Below are 18,715 nucleotides of genomic sequence, written 5' to 3' on the forward strand. Positions count from 1 at the left end.
GGCCGGCGGGGCGGTTCCGGGTTCCCGCGGTGTTCTACGGCGAATTGACGGGGATTCTACGCGGCCCTGTTTGACTGGCCGAGCCGCCGGACCCGACGGGCTTCCGGCGGGAGCCGCGTCCTTGGGAGCGGCGCGGGCCCGGCCGCCGGCCGCCCGCCTCCCACCCGGGACGCCCGCCTTCTCCGGGCAGCCGGTCACACCCTGCCCCGAACAGAGGAAACGACTATGCCGACAGCGAGTCCGCCGGTCTCCGTGCTCGCTCCCTCCGCCGCGCGCCGCCTGGTCGACGCCGCGGAGCGACTGCTGGCGCGGCACGGCGCCCCCGACAGCTCCGAACTCCTCGCCGAACTGCCGGACGTCGCCCGCGAGTTGCCCGTCCCCCTGGTGGCGGCCGTGCGCCGGGGCTTCCCGGTCGAGGGCATGTACGTCCTGCGCGGCCTGCCCGTCGCGGACCACCCCCTGGAGCCGACCCCGTTGGGCTGGCGGCAGGCCGGTGACGCGGGCGCCCGGTGGGACGTGGTGCTCCTCCTGCTCGCCTCCGTCCTGGGGCACCCGCTCGCGTGGGAGGGCCAGCAGAACGGCCGTACCGTCCACAACATCGTGCCCTCGCCCGGCCACGAGGAGCAGCAGACCGGCGCCAGCAGCGCCGTGCTCCTCGCCCCGCACACCGAGGACGCCTTCCACCCCGGCCGGGCCGACGTGCTGATGCTGTGCTGCCTGCGGAACCCGGACCGGGTGTCGACGACGGCGGCGAGCGTCCGCTCGACGGACCTGTCGGCCGAGGACGTCGCCGCGCTGACACGGCCGGCGGTACCGATCCTGCCCGACGACGCCTACACCGTGCGCTCCGCGCGGCCGCCCGTGCCGGTGCGCACGCTGTGGCGGACGCCCGAGGGGCTGGGAATCCGCTTCGACCCGGCCTACACCCGGCGGGACGGCGCGGACCCGGTGTTCCGCGGCGCCTACGCCCGGCTGGAAGCCGAACTGGAGCGGGTGACCCAAGCCGTGGTGCTGGAACCGGGCGACGTACTGGTCGTGGACAACGACGTCGTCGTGCACGGCCGGGTGCCGTTCCGGGCCCGCTACGACGGTACGGACCGCTGGCTGAAGCGCACCCTCGTCCGCCTGCCGCACCGCACCGGGCGGCCGGCCTCGGAGCGGGCGGAGCACGGCTACGGGCAGGCGGTCGTCGACCGCTGCTGCCCGGACGGCGTCCGGCGGTCCGGCGGCTCCCCGGCCCTCTCCGGAGCACGCGATGACTGAGCCGGCCCGCCCCGACGCCCGGCCGGACTGGGACCCCGAGCGGATCGCTGCCGTGTACGCGGCCGGCCTGTCCGCCGCCGCCGGCCCGGACACCGACTTCTTCGCGGCGGGCGGCCACTCCCTCCTCGCGGTGCTGCTCGCCGACCGGCTGCGCGAGCTGCTGCGGGTGCCCGTCACGGGCTTCGACGTGATGGAGCACCCCACGCCCCGCGCCCTCCTGGCCGAGTTGCGCGGCCGCACCGCCGCGCCGCACCCGGCGCCCGGTGCCTCCGGGGCCCCGACGAGCGGGGCCGCGACGACCGGCCGGGGCACCGTCCTGGTGACCGGCGGCACCGGCGCCGTGGGCAGCTTCGTCGTCACCGAGCTGCTGGCCCGCGGACACCGGGTACGGGCACTGGTCAGGCCCGAGTCCGCCGCCGCCCTGGCCGGGACCGGAGCCGAGCCGGTGGACGGGGACCTGGCCGAGCCCGACGGCCTGCGGGCGGCGGCGCGCGGAGCCGACGCGGTCGTGCACGCCGCCTGCACCTTCACCCGCCCCGACGTGGACGAGGCCGCGCTGCGGGCACTGGCGGACGGCTGGGAGGGCGGCCCGTTCGTCTTCGTCAGCAGCGTCGACGCCTACGGGCGCCCGGCCCGCCCGACGGTCCGCGAGGGGCAGGGCGCCGAGGGGGCGGTCAGCGACTACGGGCGGGGCAAGGAACGCTGCGAGTCCCTGCTGCTCGACGCGGCGGACCGCCGGAACGCCCGGGACGGCGTCAGCCTGGTCCGCGTTCCCCTGGTCTGGGGGCCGCATCACCGGCTGGGCGAACAGCTGCGGTTCGGCGCGCTGCGCACCTTCCACCAGCGGGCGCTGCGGGGCGAACCGCTGCTGGTCCCCGAGCGGGACGGCTGGACCGGTGTCCCCTGGGTGGGGGCGGCCGCGCTGGCCCGCGCCCTGGCGGACATGCTCGACCGTCCGGCCGGCGGAATCGTCAACGCGGTGGCCGGCCATGTCGGTTGGGCCGAGCTGGCCGGGGAGCTGGCGGTGCTGATGGGCGGCGGATCCGCCGTACGGACGGCACCGGACCTGCCGCCGGCCCTGCACCGGCCCTGGCGCTACCGCACCGACCTGTTCGACGCGCGCTACGGAACCGGCCTGCGCGAGGACTGGCGGCCGCTGCTGGCGGCGACGGTGGCCGCCGGGGCGGGGCATGGCTGAGACCGCCGACCGGAGCCTGCCGAGCACGGCCTTCCGAGCAGAACCCCGAGCAGAACGTTCCGAGCAGCACCTTCCGGCCGGGTCCGGAGAAACGGAGAGCACGATGAGCAGCACCGCACCGGACGCCGCGGGGACGTCCTTCGCGGGCGTCCACGTCCTGGTGGCGCGCCAGGTGGCGGCCCGGCCGCACGCCTGCGCGGTCCGGGACGTCCTGGGCCGTGAACTGTCCTACGCGCGGCTCTGGGAGCGCTCGGGCGAGGTCGCCTCGACGCTCACCCGGCACGGCGTCGGACCGGGGGCGCGCGTGGTGGTGGCGCTGGAGCGCTCCGCCGACCTGGTGGCGGTGCTCCTCGGTGTCCTGCGCACGGGGGCGGCGTACGTCCCCGTCGACCCGCACGCACCCGGGGCGCGCCGGGAGGCGGTCGTCCGGGACTGCGACGCCGACGCCGTGGTGACGGCCGGTGCGTCCGGCAGCGGCCCGTCCGGGCAGCGGGTGCCACGGCTGACGCCCGGCGACCTGTTCGACCGGGCGGAGCCGGGCCAGGACGCGCCGCCCGTCCAGGCCCCGGAGCCCGTCCACGACGTGCCGCCCGTCGAGGACGCGGCGCCCGTCCGGTTCGTGGCACCCGGCGACGCCGCGTTCATCGGCTACACCTCCGGATCCACCGGCCGGCCCAAGGGCGTGGTGCTGAGCCACTCGGCCATCGCGCACTTCATCGCCGGCGGCGGCTACTGCCCCGTCGGCCCCGGGGACCGCGTCGCCCACGTCGCCAGCCCCGCCTTCGACCCCGTCACCTTCGAGGTGTGGAACACCCTGGCGTCCGGAGCGACGGTGGTCGTCCTGCCCGCCGTGGCCGAGGTGCCGCTGGAGGAGTGGACCGACAACCTGGCGAGGCACCGGATCGACGTCATGTTCCTCACCACCGCCCTGGTCGACCTGGTGCACCGCACCGCACCCGGCGCCTTCGCGCCGCTGCGCGTCCTGCTCTTCGGCGGGGAGGCGGTCGACCCGGAGATGGTCCGGGGCCTGTGCGCCGTCCGTCCCCCCGGACAGGTGCTGCACGTCTACGGCCCGACCGAGGCCACCACCTTCACCAGTTCCTTCCGCTGCGACGCCGGGAACCTCGACGGGCTCGACCGGATACCGATCGGCTTCCCGCTCCCGCACACCACCGTCGCCGTGCTCGGCCCCGACCTCGCTCCGGTGCCGCCCGGCGAGCCCGGCGAGCTGTGCATCGGCGGCCCCCGCCTCGCGACCGGCTACCTCGGCCAACCCGGGCTCACCGAGGAGAGGTTCGTGCTGCTGCCCGACGGTGAGCGGGTCTACCGCAGCGGGGACCTGGTGCGCCGGCGCGCCGACGGGGCGCTGGAGTTCCTCGGGCGCCGGGACCGCCAGGTCAAACTGCGCGGCTTCCGCATCGAGCCGGAGGAGGTGGAACGCGCCCTGCTGGCCACCGGACTGCTCGACGCGGCCGTGGTCGAGAAGGCCGGCGAAGGCCCGGACGCCCGTCTCGTCGGGTTCGTCGTGCCGGCGGGGCGGACGGCCGGGCCGGCCGGGCCCCTCCCGCAGGCGCTCGCCCGGGAACTGCGCCGCCACGTGCCGCACTACATGGTGCCGACCACCTGGCACGTCGCCGCCGCGCTGCCCGTCACCGCCAACGGCAAGGTCGACCGGGCCGCACTGCTCGCCCGCCTGCGCGACCCCGACCAGGCCGTGGGCGCTCCGCACTGACCGTCCGCCGCACCGACCGACCGCCGCACTGCCCCTTCGCCGCACCTGACCGCCGCCGACCGCCGCCGACCGCCGCCGACCGCTGGAGTCCACCGATGGGCGAGAACATCACCGCCACGTACCTCGAACAGTTCCGCTCGGCCGTCGCCGACCACCCGGGCGTCCTCCCCGTCACGGGGGCGCAGCGCCGCTTCCTGACGATCCGCCGGCTCGCCCGCGACGTCCCGCCGCTGCTGGTCCCGCTGTACTTCCGGTTCCCGCGCGGCGCCGTCGACCCGGACCTGCTGCGCGCGGCGGCCGCACGGCTCGCGGCCCGGCACCCGGTGCTGCGCACGCGGTTCGACACCGCGGCCGACCTGCCCGTCCAGCGGCTCACCGAGCCCCGGGGCGCGGTCCACCGGGTGACGGCCGGGCCCGGCGAGACCACCGACGGGGCGCTGCGGCGGGCCCTGCGCAGCTGGAGCCCCGACGGCCCGCCGCTGCGGCTGTTCCTGGCCGCCGCGGAGGCCGAACCGGAGCTGGAGACGCTGGCCGTGGTCGTGGACCACGCCGCCTGCGACGAACAGTCGCTGGGGCTGATCACCGAGGGCCTCGGCCGCGCCTACCGGGAGCGGACCGATCCGCGGGAGGTGCTGGCCGCCACCGGCGCGTCGGACGCCGAGGCGTACCGGGACGCGGTGGAACGGCAGCTCGCCGTCGAACGCGCCGCCTCCGGGCCGGGCTCGCTCGCCCACTGGGCGGGCCGGCTGGCGGAGCTGGTGCCCACCGGCGTCGCCGCCCGGCGGGCCGCCGCCGACCCCGGGCGGGCGGACGCCGTCGCCGGGCTGCTCCGGTACCGCAGGCCGGCGCCCGCCGAGGAGGCCGGCATCGCCCTCTTCCCCGCCGTGCTCGGCGCGACGGCCGCGGCGGTCACCGCGGTCACGGGGGTCGCCGGGGCGGCCGGTGCCCCCGGCGGCGCGACCCCGAGCGTGGGCTACCCGTGGGGCGGTCGGCCCCCGGGCGCCGCCCCCGTCCTGGGCTGCTTCCTCAACACGGTGCTCTGCGTGGCCCCCTGCGGCGCGGACCCGGACGACCTCACCGACCGCTGGTGGGACGACCTCGACCACGCCGACACCCCGCTGGACGAGGTCCTGCGGCTCGCGCGGCTCCGCGGCCCCGCCCGGCACGCGCTGTTCGACGCGCTGGTGGCGCAGGAGGACGCCACCCGGCGCCCGCCGCTGGAACTGGGCGGCGTCGAGGGCCTGGAGACCCACCGGGAGGCCCTGGCCCTCCAGACCCCCCTGGCGGTGGCCGTCACGCGCGGCGCCACCGACCTGCTGGTGCGGCTGGGGTGGCAGCCCGGGCTCGTCGATCGGGCGGCGGCGCACTCCGGCTTCGACGCGCTGCGCAGCACCCTCGCCGCCCACCTGGACCGTTCCCCCGACCCCTGCGCACCCGCGCCCTGAACCGCCGACCGAAACCACCGACCGACCCACCGCCGGCACGATCCGCTCGATCCGAACGACCACAAGGAAGGCACCATGCCACAGCAGAGCACCACGCCACCGGAAGGCCCCGTCTACGCGCTCTCCCCGTCCCAGGAGATCGTGTGGCTGCACGAGCAGCTGCTCCCCGGCAGCCGCGCCTACAACTCCACCGCGGCCATCGAGCTGCGCGGCGAGCTGGACGTCCGGGCGCTGCTGGACAGTTGGGAGGAGGTGCTGCGCCGGCACCCCGGGCTCCGGCTGGAGCTCGTCGACCGGGAGGGCGGCCTGCCGGGCCAGCGGGTCAGCGCGAACAGCGTGCCCCGCTTCCGCGAGGTCGACCTCTCGGCGGCCGAGGACCCGGAGGCCGAGTTCGCCGCCCTGGTCCGCTCGGAGGCCGACACGCCGCTGGACACGTACGCCGCACCGCTGGTGCGCTGGTGCCTGGTGCGGATGGGCCCGGACCACCACCGGCTGGTCCACGTCGAGCACCACCTCGTGCACGACGGGCGGTCCTGGGTGATCGCGCTGCGCGACCTGTTCACCCTCTACCGCTGCCGGCTGCTCGGCACGGAGCCCGTGCTGCCGCGGCCGCGCGGCTACCAGGAGCACCTCCAGGAGTCGGCCCGCACCGCCGACCTGGCGAAGAGCCTGCAGTACTGGCAGGAGGAACTGCGCGGCGCCGCCCACGAGATCGCCCTCCCCGGCCTCGGCCGGCCCGGGGCCGAGCGCCGCCACCACGGCGCCCAGCTGCGCCAGGCCCTCGACCGGCGGCTCGTGGAACGGCTGCACGACCACTGCGCGACCTCCGGGCACACCGCGTTCACGACGCTGCTCACGCTGTTCGCCGAACTGCTGCGCCGGCACAGCGGCCGGGACGACCTCGTGGTCGGCACGGCCACCGCCAACCGCGGGCCGGGCTGGGAGGAGAGCGTCGGCATGTTCGTGAACACCATCCCGCTGCGCCTGCGGCCGGACCCGGCCGGCCCGGCCGACGAGGCGGTGGACGAGGTCACCGACGTGCTGATGCGCGGCCTGCCCCACCAGGAGGTGCCGGTGCAGGAGCTCACCAAGGCGCTGGGCCTGCACACCGACGGCGCCCGCAACCCGATGTTCAACGTCATGTTCAACGCCCACGACACCCCCCTGCCGGTGATCGACGTGCCGGGCCTGGAGGTGTCGCTCGACGAGGCGTTCACCGCGGGGACCACCCGGAGCTTCGACCTCGACGTGGTCCTGATCCCCCACGAACGCACCATCGGCGCGGACGGTTCCCGCCCGGGGAGCGGGATGACGGCGGTGTGGGACTACGACGCCGACGTGTTCCCCGAGGAGTCGATCCGGCTGCTCGCCGCCAGGTTCGAGGAACTGCTGGAGAGCTATCTGGCCCGCCCCGGCGCCCGGCTGGCCTCGCTGGCCGCCGACTCCACCGCGGCCGCCGTCGCGGCCGCCGCCGGGTCCCGCGCCGTCGGGTCCGCGGACCCCTCGGACGACCGGGTCGCCGCCCTGGACCCGTCCCGGCGGGACGGCACGGCCACCGCGCTCGTCAGCGGGGCACTGACCTGGACGTACGCCGACCTCGACCGCGAGGTGACCGCCCTGGCCGACCGGTTGACCCGCGCGGGCGTCACGGCGGGCCGCCCGGTGGCGGTCGTGCTGCCCCGGGGCGCCGGGAGCGTGGTGGCGCTGCTGGCCTGCCTGCGCACCGGAGCGGTGTACGCGCCGCTGTCGCCGGACGACCCGCGCGACCGGCTGGCCCTGCTGCTCGACCGGCTGCGGCCGGCCCTGGTGCTGGCCACCGCGGACAGCGCCCTCGGCCTGCCCGTCCAGGGCCCGCCGGTGGGCCTGCTGGACACCGCCGAGTTCCCGGCCGCCGCTCCCGGCCGGTCCGTCGAGGACGCGGCCTACGTCATCCACACCTCCGGCTCGACCGGCACCCCGAAGCCGGTGGCGGTCCCCCGCCGCGCGCTGGACACCTACCTGGCCGGCATGGGCGAGCGGCTCGCCCTCACGGCCGCGGACCGGGTGCTGGTGTTCGCCAGGCCCTCCTTCGACCAGAACCTGGAGGACGTGCTCGTCACCCTCGCTGCCGGCGCGGCGCTCGTCCTCCCGCAGCGCGAGGTGCCCACCGCCGACGAGCTGGTCGCGGTGCTCGCCGGCCGGCGGGTGACCGTCGCCAACCTGCCGGCCAGCTACTTCCTGTCCGTCCGGGGCGAGTTGGCCGCGGCACGGCGCGACGGCAGGTGGCAGCCGACGACCGTGGTGGTCGGCGGCGAACGGCTGCCCGTCGACGCGCTGGCCGACTGGGCGCACCCCGGCACCAGGCTGCTCAACGCCTACGGCGTCACCGAGGCCACCGTCACCTCGGTGACCCACACCGTCACCGCCGACGACCTGGTCCGCGGCGGCGACACCCCGCTGGGCACGGAGATCGACGGCACCCGGGTCCTCGTGCTGGACACCGGCCTCGACCCCCTGCCGGACGGCGCCGTCGGTGAACTGGCCATCGCCGGAGGCACCCTGGCGACCGGCTACCTCGACGACGAGCGGACCACCGCGGAGCGCTTCGTCACCCTGCCGGCCCTGGGCGGGCGACGGGTCTACCGCACCGGGGACCGCGGCTACCGCGACCCGGCCGGGCGGATCCACTTCCTGGGCCGCCGGGACAACCAGGTGAAGCTGCGGGGGCACCGGATCGAACCGGAGGAGATCGAGGCGGTGGCCTCCGCCGAACTGGGCGGCCGCTCCTGCGCCGTCGTCCTGCACGACGACCCGGTGGCCGGCCCCGTCCTGACCGGCTTCGTGGCCACGGACGGCCCGCTCGACGAGCGCGCCCTGCACCGGGCCCTGGCCGGCCGGCTGCCGGCGCCGTTCCTGCCCGCCCGGTGGATCGCCCGGGCCTCCCTGCCCACCCTGCCCGGCGGGAAGCCGGACCGGGCCCGGCTGGCCGCGCTGGCGGCCACGGCCGCGCCGGCCGGGCCCGCCGCCCAGGCCACCGGCACCGGCACCGGCCCCGGCACGCAGGACGGCACCGGCTTCACCGGTCCGGGCGAGTCCCTGCTCGCCGAGGGGTGGCGCGCGGTCCTCGGCCACGACCGGTTCACCGCCGACTCGCACTTCTTCCAGGTCGGCGGGCACTCCCTGCTCGCCGCCCAGCTCGTCGCCTGGCTGGAACCCAGGCTGGGCCACCGGCCGCCGCTGCGCACGGTCTTCCGCAACCCGATCCTCGCGGACCAGGCCCGGGCCCTGGAGGTGGCCGCGTGATGCCGCAGCCCTCCTCCGTGCTGGAACGCAGGCACCACGAGATCACCGCCAGCTTCGAGTCCTTCGTGCGGCGCGAACTGGTGCCGCTGGCCGCCGAGATCCCCGAACCCGTGGACGGCCCGCCCCGGGACCTGCGCGACTACGTCCGCAGGCGGTCCGCCACCCTGGGCTTCTACGGCGCCGAGTACCCCGAGTCCATGGGCGGCGCCGGGATGCCGGTCACCGCCCTGGTGCAGCTCCACCACGCCGCCGGGGCGAGCGGCTGCCCGCTCGCCCCGTACGCCCTGGCCGGGCCGGACGGCCCCAGCTGGCTGCTGACGCACGGCACCGCCCGGCAGATCGAGGAGTACCTCGTCCCGATGGTGCGCGGGGAGAAGCTGCGCTGCCTCGCGATGACCGAGCCCGGCTCCGGCTCCGACGCCTTCGCGATGTCGACCAAGGCCCGGTGGGACGGCGACGACTGGGTGCTGAACGGGCGCAAGACCTTCGTCAGCAACGCCGGGCACGCCGACTACGCCATCGTCGTCGCCGATGTGACGGACGGTCCCACCGGGCACGGCGGCGCCACCGCGTTCGTCATGCCGCTCGACCACCCGGGGCTGCGGCGCGGCCAGCAGTACGCCGGCATGGCCGGGGAGCCGCTGTTCGAGCTGGTCCTCGACGAGGCGCGGCTGCCGATGGCCGCGGTGGTCGGCGAGTCGGAGGGCATCGGCTCGGCGGTGGAGTACGCCATGGACAGCCTCGCCTACGGGCGGCTGCTGGTCGCCGCCCAGTGCAACGGCATCGCGGAGTTCGCGCTGCGCGAAGCCGTCGGCTTCGCCCGGGAACGGCGGGCGTTCGGCCAGGTCATCGGCGGCTACCAGCACGTGCAGGAGCACCTCGTCACCGCCCGGGCAGGCGTGGAGACCGCCAAGCTGCTCACCCTGGCCTGCGCCGAACTGGTCGACGAGGGACTGGAGAGCGGGGAGAACGCCGCCCTCGCCAAGCTGGTCGCCACCGAGGTCGCCGTGGACGTCGTCGACCGGGCCCTGCAGGTGCACGGAGCCACCGGCTACGTGCGCGGCCACCCCCTGGAGTACCTGTACCGCCACATCCGCATGATGACGATCATCGAAGGGACCTCCGAGGTCCAGAAGGTGATCATCGCTCGCTCCATGGGGCTGGGATGAACGCCCCCGAGACCGGAGGAACCGTGAACCACCGCACACCGGCGACGCCCCGGCGGGCGACCGCCGACCTCAGCATCGTCACCAGCGACCCGGCCGCCGCCGGGCCGGCGCTCCCCGACGCGGCCGACCCCGTGCTCGCCGCCTTCGACGCCTGGGCGCGGCTCGCCCCGGACACCGTGGCCGTGGACGAGCACGGCACCCGGTGGTCCTACGCGCAGATCGGCGCCGCGGCCACCGAGCTGGCCGACGCCCTGCGGCAGCGGGTGCGCCCCGGCGACGTGGTGGGCATGTGCCTGGAACGCTCCGCGCTGCTGGTGGCCGCCACGGTCGCGCTCGCCCGGCTGGGCGCGGTCCAGGTCCTGCTCGGCCCGCGGCCCGCCCCGGGGCGGCTGACCGCGCTCGCCGGGAGCCTGCGCCTCGGCTGCCTGCTGGGCGACCCGGGGGACGGGCTGCCGGCGGACCGCCGTTCGGTCGAGGTGTCCGGGCCCGGCCGGGACGGCGCCGCGCGACGGCTGGACGTTCGGGTGCCCGTGCCCGGGCCGGGCCCGGAGCCCGCCACCGGCCCCGCGGACCTCCCGTCCGGCACCGGCCCGGCGGACCTCCCTCCGGGCGCCCGGTACGCCGTGCTGACCTCCGGATCGACCGGGGCGCCGAAGGTCGTGCTGGTCGGCGCCCGGTCCCTCGCCCGGGCCGTCGGCTGGTACCGCGGCCGGTCCGGGCTGCGGCCCGGCGAGCGGCAGGGCCTCTTCATGAGCACCGCCTTCGACGCGCACTTCCTGGAGTTGTGGGGCGGGCTGGCCTCGGGCGCCACCCTGGTGGTGGCCCCCGAGGAGGCGCGCAGCGACCCGGCCGCGCTCACCGACTGGTGGCAGCGGTCCCGGCTCACCGCCGCGCTGCTGCCCACCCCGCTCGCGGAGACCGTGCTCGACCGGCCCTGGCCGCCGGGACTGCCGCTGCGCTACCTGTGCATCGGCGGCGACCGGCTCCGGCGCTGGCCGGGGCCCGACGTGACCGCCAGGGCCGACAACGTCTACGGCCCGTCCGAGACCACCATCGCGGCGACCTTCCACCCGCTCGACGGGGAGCCGGCGGACGACCGGTCCGGTCCGCCGCCGATCGGCCGCCCGCTGGGCGGGGCCCGCGCCTTCGTCACCGACGCGGACGGGACGGTCCTCGGCCGCGGCACACCGGGCGAGTTGTGGATCGCGGGACCGACCCTCGCCCTGGGCTACCTCGACCGGGAGCTCACCGGCCGGCGCTTCCCGGCCGCACCGGAGGAAGCCGGCGGCGGCCGGGCGTACCGGACCGGCGACCGGGCGGTGATGCGCGCGGACGGCGTCCTGGAGTTCCTCGGCCGGGTGGACGACCAGCTCAAGATCAGCGGCGTCCGGATCGAGCCGGCCGAGGTCGAGGGTGCCCTGGAGCGCGACGCGCGGGTGAGCCGGGCCGCCGTCGCCTCGCCCGGCGGCGGACGGCTGCTGGCCTTCGTCCTGCCCGCGCCCGGCGCCCGTCCGGACGAGGCGGAGCTGCTGGCGCTGGCCGCGGAGTGGCTGCCCGCGCAGGCCGTGCCCTCCCGGGTCCGGCTGCTGGACGAACTCCCGTACGACGCCAACGGGAAGGTCGACCGGGCGACGCTGCTGGCCGAGGACGAGCGGCGCTGCGCGGTCGAGGCGGAAGCCGCCGAGGCGGCGGAGCAGCTCCCGGACGACCGGGCGTCGGCCACCCGGCGGCGGGTGCTGGAGCACTGCCGCGCCCTGCTGGGCAATCCGGCGCTGATGCCGCACGACAACTTCATCCGGGCCGGCGGAACCTCGATCGACATCGCCCGGCTGCTCGCGGCCCTGGAGCGGGACACCGGGGTCCGGCTCCGGGCGGCGCGGGTCATGCGCCAGCCGGACCTCGCCGCGGTCGCCGCGATGCTCGACGCCGCCGTGTCCGACGCCGGGACCGCCGACCGGTCCTGACCGCGACCACCCGTCAGGAAGGGGAAGACCGTGAGTGAGACCAGGCAGGACGTCTGGTACAGCTGGAACGACGCGAGTACGGAACACGGGGCGGAGCACGACGGGCACGAGGAGCACGGCGGCAGCGGTACGGGCCTCGTCTTCGACGAGACCCTCCGGGACGGCCTCCAGGCACCGCACGTCCGCAACCCGACGCCGGAGCAGAAGCTCGGCTTCCTGGAGCACATGGTCCGCTCCGGCATCCGGAGCGCGGACCTCGGGTTCCCCGGCTCGGACCCGGCGGCGGCCGAGGAGTGCACGGCCCTGGCCCGGCACATCGCCACCGCCGGCCTCGACCTGGTCCCCGGCTTCGCGGGGCGCACCCACCCGGCGGACATCGGCGCGATCTGCGAGGTGGGCCAGCGGGCCGGGATCGGCGTCGAGGCGTACGCCTTCATCGGCGTCAGCCCCATCCGGCAGTACGTGGAGGACTGGGACCCCGGGCTGATCGAGCGCGCGATCCGCACGGCGGCCGCCGAATGCGCCCGCGGCGGGGCGGAGTTCGTCCTCGTCCTGGAGGACACCGTCCGCTGCACCCCGCAGGTGCTCGCCGGCGTGTACGACGTCGCCGTGGAGACCGGCGTGCGGCGGCTGACGCTGTGCGACACGGTGGGAGCCGCCGTCCCCCGGGGCACGGCGGCCCTGATCCGCTGGACCCGGCGCTACTTCGCCCAGCGCGGCCACATCGTGGACCTCGAATGGCACGGGCACAACGACCGGGGCCTGGCCCTGGTGAACTCGCTCGTCGCGCTGTCCCTCGGCTGTGCCCGGGTGCACGGCACCGTCCTCGGCGTCGGCGAGCGGGCCGGCAACGCGTCGCTCGACCAGATCATCGTCAACCACCGCCTGGACGACGGGCACCCGTACGACCTGAGGGCGCTGCGCGGGTACGTCGAGCACGCGGCCCCGCTGCTCGGCGTCGAGATCCCGCGGAACTACCCGGGCATGGGCCGCGACGTCTTCAAGACCAGCGCCGGGGTGCACGCCTCCGCGATCCTCAAGGCCCACCGCAAGGGCGACGAGGCGCTGAAGGACGGCGTCTACGCGGGCGTCCCCGCCCGGCTGCTCGGCCGGGAGCAGGAGGTGCTGGTGGACGCGGCCTCCGGCGCGAGCAGCGTCAAGTACTGGCTGACCACGCACGGTTACCCGGCGGAGGACTCCGACGTGGTCAAGAGGGTGCTGGAGCTGGCCAAGACGCGCCGCACCCCGCTCACCGACGAAGAGATAGGACGGGTCATTGCGACGGGCCACTGACGGGACGCCGACCGCGTCCCCCCGCACGATCGCGTTGCACGGGAACGTGCTGGTCCTCACCGAGGACCCGGAACTGGTCGCCGGGCAGCTGGCCGGCGAGGGCGGACCGACGCCGCAGCGGCTCCTGCGCGAGCCGCTGCGCAACAACGTCTCGACCGACGAGATCATCCCCGGCTGGTGCTGCTTCTGGTACGACGAACGGCTCGGCGACTTCGCGTACCTGGGCCTGCGGGACCGGCGGTTCGGCGAGGGCGCGGTGAAGGCCTTCGCCCCGCAGATCATCGTCAGCGGGGAGGCCAAGGGCTGCGGATCCTCCCGGGAGCACGCGGTGTACGCGGAGAAGTACGCCGGGACGGAGCTGGTCTTCGCCCGCTCCTTCGAACGGATCTACCAGCAGAACTGCCGCAACGTCGGCATCGTCACCTGCGAGGACTTCGACCTCCTCGCCGCCCTGCTGGCCGGGGAGGAACTGCCGCTGACGGCCTTCACCGGGAGCGCCAACGACGTCGAGCGCGCCGTCATCGACCTCGGCGGGCTGTTCGGCTTCCACCGCCGGACGGCGGACGGGCACGGCACCGGGCCGGTGCCCGCGTTCGCCGGGAGCCGGCCGCTGAACATCGTCGAGAAGATCCTCCAGAGCCGCCTCGCGCCCCGGAACCCGGCGCCGGCCGGCGGCACCGTCCGGGCCGGCGAGTCGTACTTCGTACGGACGGACGTCAGGTTCTCCCACGAGTACGTGACACCGATGGCCGCCGGCATGTTCACCCGGGAGTTCGGGGCCGACGCCCCGCTCGCCGACCCGGACTCCTGCTACTTCTTCCAGGACCACCTGTCGCTCGCGGACCAGGTGGTGGCCCGCCGGCCGGGCGGAGCGGACCTGGTCGGCCGGATCCACGACCTCGGTCGCCGGCAGCTGGAGTTCGCCACGGCCGCCGGCGGCCACTTCGTCGGCCCCGCCGCCACCGGCGGGGGCAGCCGGGCGATCTGCCACAACCACATCGTGGAGCACGTCGCCCGGCCCGGGGACGTGATCATCGGCACGGACAGCCACACCTGCACCGCGGGCGCGGTCGGAGCCCTCGCGTTCGGCGTCGGCGCGACCGACATCGCGAGCGCCTGGTACAGCCGGGAGACCCTGGTGAAGGTGCCGGAGGTCCTGCGGATCGAGCTCACCGGGCGGCTGCCGGAGGGCGTGTGCGCCAAGGACCTCATGCTGGGCCTGCTGGCGCACCCGATGGTCGAGGGCAGCCGGACGCTGGGCAGGGTCCTGCTGTTCACCGGTCCGGGATGCGCCGGGCTGAACACCGACGAGCGCGCCACGCTGTGCAACATGGCCGTGGAGGCCGGCGCGATGACCGCGCTGTTCGAACCGGACGAGGTGACGCGCGAGTTCCTGGCCGGGCGCCCGGGGGCGCCGGTCACCGACGGGGAGGTCCCCGGCGAGCCGGTCCTCGACAGCCCGCTCCTCGCCTCCGACGAGGGCGCCCACTACAGCGCGGTGGTGGCCGTCGAGCTGGCGGGTATCGAGCCGATGGTGGCGCTGCCCGGGGACCCGCGCAACGCCGTCCCGCTCGGCTCGGTGCGCGAGCCCGTCCCGGTGGACAAGGTGTACGGCGGCTCGTGCACCGGCGGCAAGGCGTACGACATGGACATGTACGCCCAGGTGTTCGCGCTGGCCCGGGACCGGGGACTGACGGTGCCGCCGGGGGTGGAGGCGTACATCCAGGTCGGCAGCGAGTCGGTGATGAGGTACGCCGTCGACCGCGGGTACACCGACCTGTTCGCGGCCGTCGGGGTGCAGGTGCTGCCACCGTCCTGCGGGGCGTGCATCAACGCCGGCCCCGGTGTCTCCGAGCGGGCGGACCAGGTCACCGTCAGCGCCCAGAACCGCAACTTCCCCGGACGTTCCGGGCCGGGCCGGGTCTACCTCGCGTCGCCGTACGTGGTGGCCGCCACGGCGATCGCCGGACGCCTCAGCTCCGTCGAGGCCCTGTTCGGCGACTCCGTCGGGGCGCAGCTCGGCGCGGAGCCGCGGTCATGAGGATCGCGGTGGTGCCCGGCGACGGGATCGGCAAGGAGGTCGTCCCGGCGACCCTGCCCGCCCTGACGGCGGTCAGCGAGGCGTTCGGCCTCGGCCTCACCTACGACGTCCTCGACTGGGGCGCGGACCGCTGGCTGGCCACCGGCGTCGGCCTGCCGCCCGGGGCGCTCGACCGCCTCTCCCGGGACTACGGCGCCGTCTACCTGGGGGCGCTCGGCGACCCGCGCATCCCCGACATGGCCCACGGCCGGGACATCCTGCTCGGGCTGCGCCGGGGCCTCGACCTCTGCGTCAACCACCGGCCCGTCGTGCTGGAGCACGGGGTCGTCGACCTCTACCGCGAGAACACCCAGGGGCTCTACGCGGGCGTCGGCGGGTCGGTCGCCCGCTCGGGGGCCGTCACGGTGGCGATCGACGAGTGCGTCTACACCCGGGAGACCGTCGAGTCGTTCGTCCGCTACTGCCTGGCCCGGCTGCACGCCGCGGGACGGCGCCGGGCCACCCTGGTGCACAAGTCCAACGCGGTGCCGAACACCGGGCGCCTGTGGCAGGACGTCTTCCGCCGGGAGCTCCGCGCCTTCCCCGGCCTGGCCGGCTCCGAGGAGTACGCGGACTCGTTCTGCTACCACCTGGTGCGCGACCCGAGCCGGTACGAGGGGGTGCTCGCTCCCAACCTCTTCGGGGACGTCATCAGCGACATCGGCGCCGCCCTGGCCGGCGGGCTCGGCCTCGCGCCGAGCGCCAGCATCTGCCCGGACACCGGGTTCGCCCTGTTCGAACCCGTCCACGGCAGCGCCCCCGACATCGCCGGGACGGGGACGGCCAACCCGTACGGCGCGGCGATGTCCCTGGTCCTGCTGCTGGAGCACGCCGGCCACCGGGCCGCGGCCGAGGTGTTCCGCTCCTGTCTGGTGGAGGCCGCCGCCGGACCGGCGGCGACGCCCGACCTCGGCGGCGGCGGAACCACCCGGCAGTTCATGGCCGAGGTGACGGCGCTGCTCGAACGGCGCCTGCCGGCCGCACCGCCCGCGGCCGTCGGCCCGGGCACTGACTGAACGACTGAACTGAACGACTGAACAACCGGATGACGGAACGACCGTACGACGATCGGAGAGTCATGACACCCCCCTCGGCCCGCGTGCCGCCGCCCGCCCTGGTGGAGCCGCCCGTCCTGGCCGGCGGATCGGCCATCCACGAGGCCCTCGCCCTCACCGGCAGGCCCGACGTGATCTCCTTCGCCGGCGGACTCCCCGCCACGGAGCTGATCGACGCCGACAACCTGCGCGCCGCCTACGACCGGGTGCTGAGCGAGTCCCCGGGCCGGGCCCTGCAGTACGCCGGCTCGGACGGCGACCCCGGGCTGCGCGCGGCGATCGCGGCCCGGCTCTCCCGGCAGGGCCTGCCGACCCGCCCGGACGACCTGCTGATCACCACCGGGGCGCAGCAGGCCCTGGCCCTGCTGGCCACCACCCTGCTGCGCCCCGGGGACGTGGTGGCCGTGGAGGACCCCACCTACCTCGCGGCCCTGCAGTGCTTCGCCTACACCGGCGCGAGGGTCGTGCCCGTCCCCTCGGACGACGGGGGGATCGTCGTCGAGGCGCTGGAGCGGGTGGTGGCCACCGCGCGGCCCAAGCTGCTCTACCTCGTCCCCACGTTCCGGAACCCGACGGGGCAGACCATGGCGGGAAGCCGCCGGAGGGAGGTGGCGCGCCTCGCGGCGGAGCACGGGTTCCGGATCGTGGAGGACGACCCGTACGGCGAACTGCGCTTCCGCGGCGCCCCGGTGCCGTGGATCGCCGCGCAGCCGGAGGCGGCGGACCGGACCGCTCTGCTGGGCAGCCTGTCCAAGACGATCGCACCGGGCCTGCGGCTGGGCTGGCTCCGCGCACCGGGGACGCTGCGCCGCGCCTGCCTGTTGGCGAAGCAGGCGCTCGACCTGCACTCCTCGACCGTCGACCAGGCCGCCGCCGCGCGGTACCTGGCGGACCACGACCTGGACGCCCACCTGGTGTCGGTCCGCGCGGCGTACCGGGAGCGCTGTGCGACGCTGCTGGCCGCGCTCCCGCGGGTGCTGCCCGCGGGCAGCACCTGGAGCCGGCCGGACGGCGGGATGTTCGTCTGGGCCCGGCTGCCAGCCGGTCACGACACCGGTGCGCTGCTGCGCGACGCCGTCGCCAAGGGGGTCGCCTACCTGCCGGGCGCGCCCTTCCACGCCGGCCCCGCGGACCCGGGGACGATGCGGCTGTCCTTCGCCGCCCACCGCCCGGAGGTGATCGAGGAAGGCGTCGGCCGGCTCGCCGACGTGCTCGCCGGCACGGGCTGAGCCGCGTCCCCGTCCCCGTCCTGTCCCGTCCCGTCCCCTTTCCCTGACCGCGCCCCGCCCGGGCGCCGGAGCCACCGGACCACCGAACCCCCGCTCCCCCACCGCCCGAGTCGCGGCGGGGGCCGGGGGTTCGGTGTCCGACGCGCGCGGCGTGTGACGCGCGCGGTGTGTGGCGCGCGCTGGCGGAGGGCCGTCGTGCCGACTGACGCACCGGCACCCGGGCGGCAGGGAAACGTCACTGTTCGGACACAGGGGGGCTCCTAGTGTGCGGAACACGCGGTGCCGAAGGACGCATCCCGGCACCGCCCGCCCACCATGTGACAGGGGACCGGAATGACTCACCGACCGACGGCCGCCATGACCGGCGAGGCCACCGTGCGCGGCACGGCCCGCCTGCGCCGCGCGACCACCACGACCGTCACGGCCACCACGGCCACCACGGCCGTCACCGCCACCACCCGCGGCGCGACCGCGACCCGGTCGGACCTCCTCGGCGTGATCATGAGAGAGCACCGGGAGGCCCTCCTGGCCTACGCGGAGCGGATGACCGGGGACCACGGGCTCGCCGAGGACATCGTCCAGGAGACCGCCGTGCGCGCCTGGCGGAACATCGACCGCCTCGTCGGCCTGGAGGGTTCGGTGCGCGGGTGGCTCTTCACCGTCACCCGGCACCTGGTGATCGATTCGGTCCGCCGGCCGCACGCCCGTCGGGAGGTGGTGGGTTGCTCGCACGAGGAGCCGTCCGTACGGCGGGAGGCCGCCGACGCGGTGCGTGACGGCACCGATTCGGTGCACGACGTGCTGCTGGCCCGGCTGTTGCTGCGGCGGCTGTCGCCGGAGCACCGCGCCGTCCTGGTCCACATCTACCTGTGCGACCGCACCATCCAGGAGACCGCTGGCATCCTCGGGGTGCCGCTCGGGACGGTGAAGTCCCGTCAGCACCACGCGCTGCGCAAGTTACGGGCCGTGGCCGGGCCCAGGGCCGCCTGAACCGACGCCCGCCGG

Annotated in this window: 12 protein-coding genes; all 12 read left to right on the forward strand. The window is 76.0% G+C overall.

Going from position 1 to position 18,715, the window contains the following annotated elements:
- Positions 1-225 precede the first annotated feature (225 nt).
- The 12 genes from ACFY0X_RS19550 to ACFY0X_RS19605 all read left to right on the forward strand — a co-directional run bounded on the left by ACFY0X_RS19550 (position 226) and on the right by ACFY0X_RS19605 (position 18,700).
- The gene (locus tag ACFY0X_RS19550) at positions 226-1,263 is read left to right on the forward strand and encodes a TauD/TfdA family dioxygenase (RefSeq protein WP_387756239.1); all 1,038 of its coding nucleotides are present in this window, start codon (positions 226-228) and stop codon (positions 1,261-1,263) included.
- A complete protein-coding gene (locus ACFY0X_RS19555) occupies positions 1,256-2,461 on the forward strand; it encodes an NAD-dependent epimerase/dehydratase family protein (RefSeq protein ID WP_387756241.1) in 1,206 nt (401 codons plus the stop codon). The genes ACFY0X_RS19550 and ACFY0X_RS19555 overlap by 8 nt, the downstream gene beginning before the upstream one ends.
- Before the next feature lie 103 nt (positions 2,462-2,564).
- Positions 2,565-4,193 (forward strand): amino acid adenylation domain-containing protein, encoded by a 1,629-nt coding sequence (locus tag ACFY0X_RS19560; RefSeq protein ID WP_387756243.1) that lies wholly within the window; start codon positions 2,565-2,567, stop codon positions 4,191-4,193.
- A gap of 95 nt (positions 4,194-4,288) precedes the next feature.
- Positions 4,289-5,638, forward strand: a complete 1,350-nt coding sequence (locus ACFY0X_RS19565) for a condensation domain-containing protein (protein WP_387756245.1) — start codon at positions 4,289-4,291, stop codon at positions 5,636-5,638.
- A 75-nt stretch (positions 5,639-5,713) separates the two neighbouring features.
- Complete coding sequence (locus ACFY0X_RS19570) at positions 5,714-8,920, forward strand: amino acid adenylation domain-containing protein (protein ID WP_387756247.1); 3,207 nt, start codon at positions 5,714-5,716, stop codon at positions 8,918-8,920.
- Positions 8,920-10,089 carry an acyl-CoA dehydrogenase family protein gene (locus ACFY0X_RS19575; protein ID WP_387756249.1) on the forward strand — a complete coding sequence of 390 codons (1,170 nt, stop codon included), beginning with the start codon at positions 8,920-8,922 and terminating at the stop codon, positions 10,087-10,089. Before ACFY0X_RS19570 ends, ACFY0X_RS19575 begins: the two co-directional genes overlap by 1 nt.
- Before the next feature lie 23 nt (positions 10,090-10,112).
- Positions 10,113-12,053, forward strand: a complete 1,941-nt coding sequence (locus ACFY0X_RS19580) for a non-ribosomal peptide synthetase (RefSeq protein WP_387756251.1) — start codon at positions 10,113-10,115, stop codon at positions 12,051-12,053.
- Positions 12,054-12,083: 30 nt separating this feature from the next.
- On the forward strand, positions 12,084-13,346 hold the full coding sequence (locus tag ACFY0X_RS19585) for a LeuA family protein (protein WP_387756253.1): 1,263 nt from the start codon (positions 12,084-12,086) through the stop codon (positions 13,344-13,346).
- A gap of 34 nt (positions 13,347-13,380) precedes the next feature.
- On the forward strand, positions 13,381-15,387 hold the full coding sequence (locus tag ACFY0X_RS19590) for an aconitase family protein (RefSeq protein WP_387756255.1): 2,007 nt from the start codon (positions 13,381-13,383) through the stop codon (positions 15,385-15,387).
- Complete coding sequence (locus tag ACFY0X_RS19595) at positions 15,384-16,442, forward strand: isocitrate/isopropylmalate family dehydrogenase (protein WP_387756257.1); 1,059 nt, start codon at positions 15,384-15,386, stop codon at positions 16,440-16,442. The genes ACFY0X_RS19590 and ACFY0X_RS19595 overlap by 4 nt, the downstream gene beginning before the upstream one ends.
- 62 nt (positions 16,443-16,504) lie before the next feature.
- A complete protein-coding gene (locus tag ACFY0X_RS19600; protein WP_387756259.1) occupies positions 16,505-17,710 on the forward strand; it encodes a PLP-dependent aminotransferase family protein in 1,206 nt (401 codons plus the stop codon).
- A 333-nt stretch (positions 17,711-18,043) separates the two neighbouring features.
- Entirely contained in the window at positions 18,044-18,700 is a 657-nt protein-coding gene (locus ACFY0X_RS19605; RefSeq protein WP_387756261.1) for a sigma-70 family RNA polymerase sigma factor, read from the forward strand.
- The last annotated feature ends 15 nt before the right edge of the window (positions 18,701-18,715 follow it).

Source organism: Kitasatospora sp. NPDC001547 (assembly GCF_042894165.1).
GTDB lineage: Bacteria > Actinomycetota > Actinomycetes > Streptomycetales > Streptomycetaceae > Kitasatospora.

Excerpts from the sequence above, each read along its gene's own strand:
- ACFY0X_RS19550 (WP_387756239.1), top strand. The coding sequence starts at position 226 with ATGCCGACAGCGAGTCCGCCGGTCTCCGTGCTCGCTCCCTCCGCCGCG.
- ACFY0X_RS19555 (WP_387756241.1), top strand. The coding sequence starts at position 1,256 with ATGACTGAGCCGGCCCGCCCCGACGCCCGGCCGGACTGGGACCCCGAG.
- ACFY0X_RS19560 (WP_387756243.1), top strand. The coding sequence starts at position 2,565 with ATGAGCAGCACCGCACCGGACGCCGCGGGGACGTCCTTCGCGGGCGTC.
- ACFY0X_RS19565 (WP_387756245.1), top strand. The coding sequence starts at position 4,289 with ATGGGCGAGAACATCACCGCCACGTACCTCGAACAGTTCCGCTCGGCC.
- ACFY0X_RS19570 (WP_387756247.1), top strand. The coding sequence starts at position 5,714 with ATGCCACAGCAGAGCACCACGCCACCGGAAGGCCCCGTCTACGCGCTC.
- ACFY0X_RS19575 (WP_387756249.1), top strand. The coding sequence starts at position 8,920 with ATGCCGCAGCCCTCCTCCGTGCTGGAACGCAGGCACCACGAGATCACC.
- ACFY0X_RS19595 (WP_387756257.1), top strand. The coding sequence starts at position 15,384 with ATGAGGATCGCGGTGGTGCCCGGCGACGGGATCGGCAAGGAGGTCGTC.
- ACFY0X_RS19600 (WP_387756259.1), top strand. The coding sequence starts at position 16,505 with ATGACACCCCCCTCGGCCCGCGTGCCGCCGCCCGCCCTGGTGGAGCCG.
- ACFY0X_RS19605 (WP_387756261.1), top strand. The coding sequence starts at position 18,044 with ATGACTCACCGACCGACGGCCGCCATGACCGGCGAGGCCACCGTGCGC.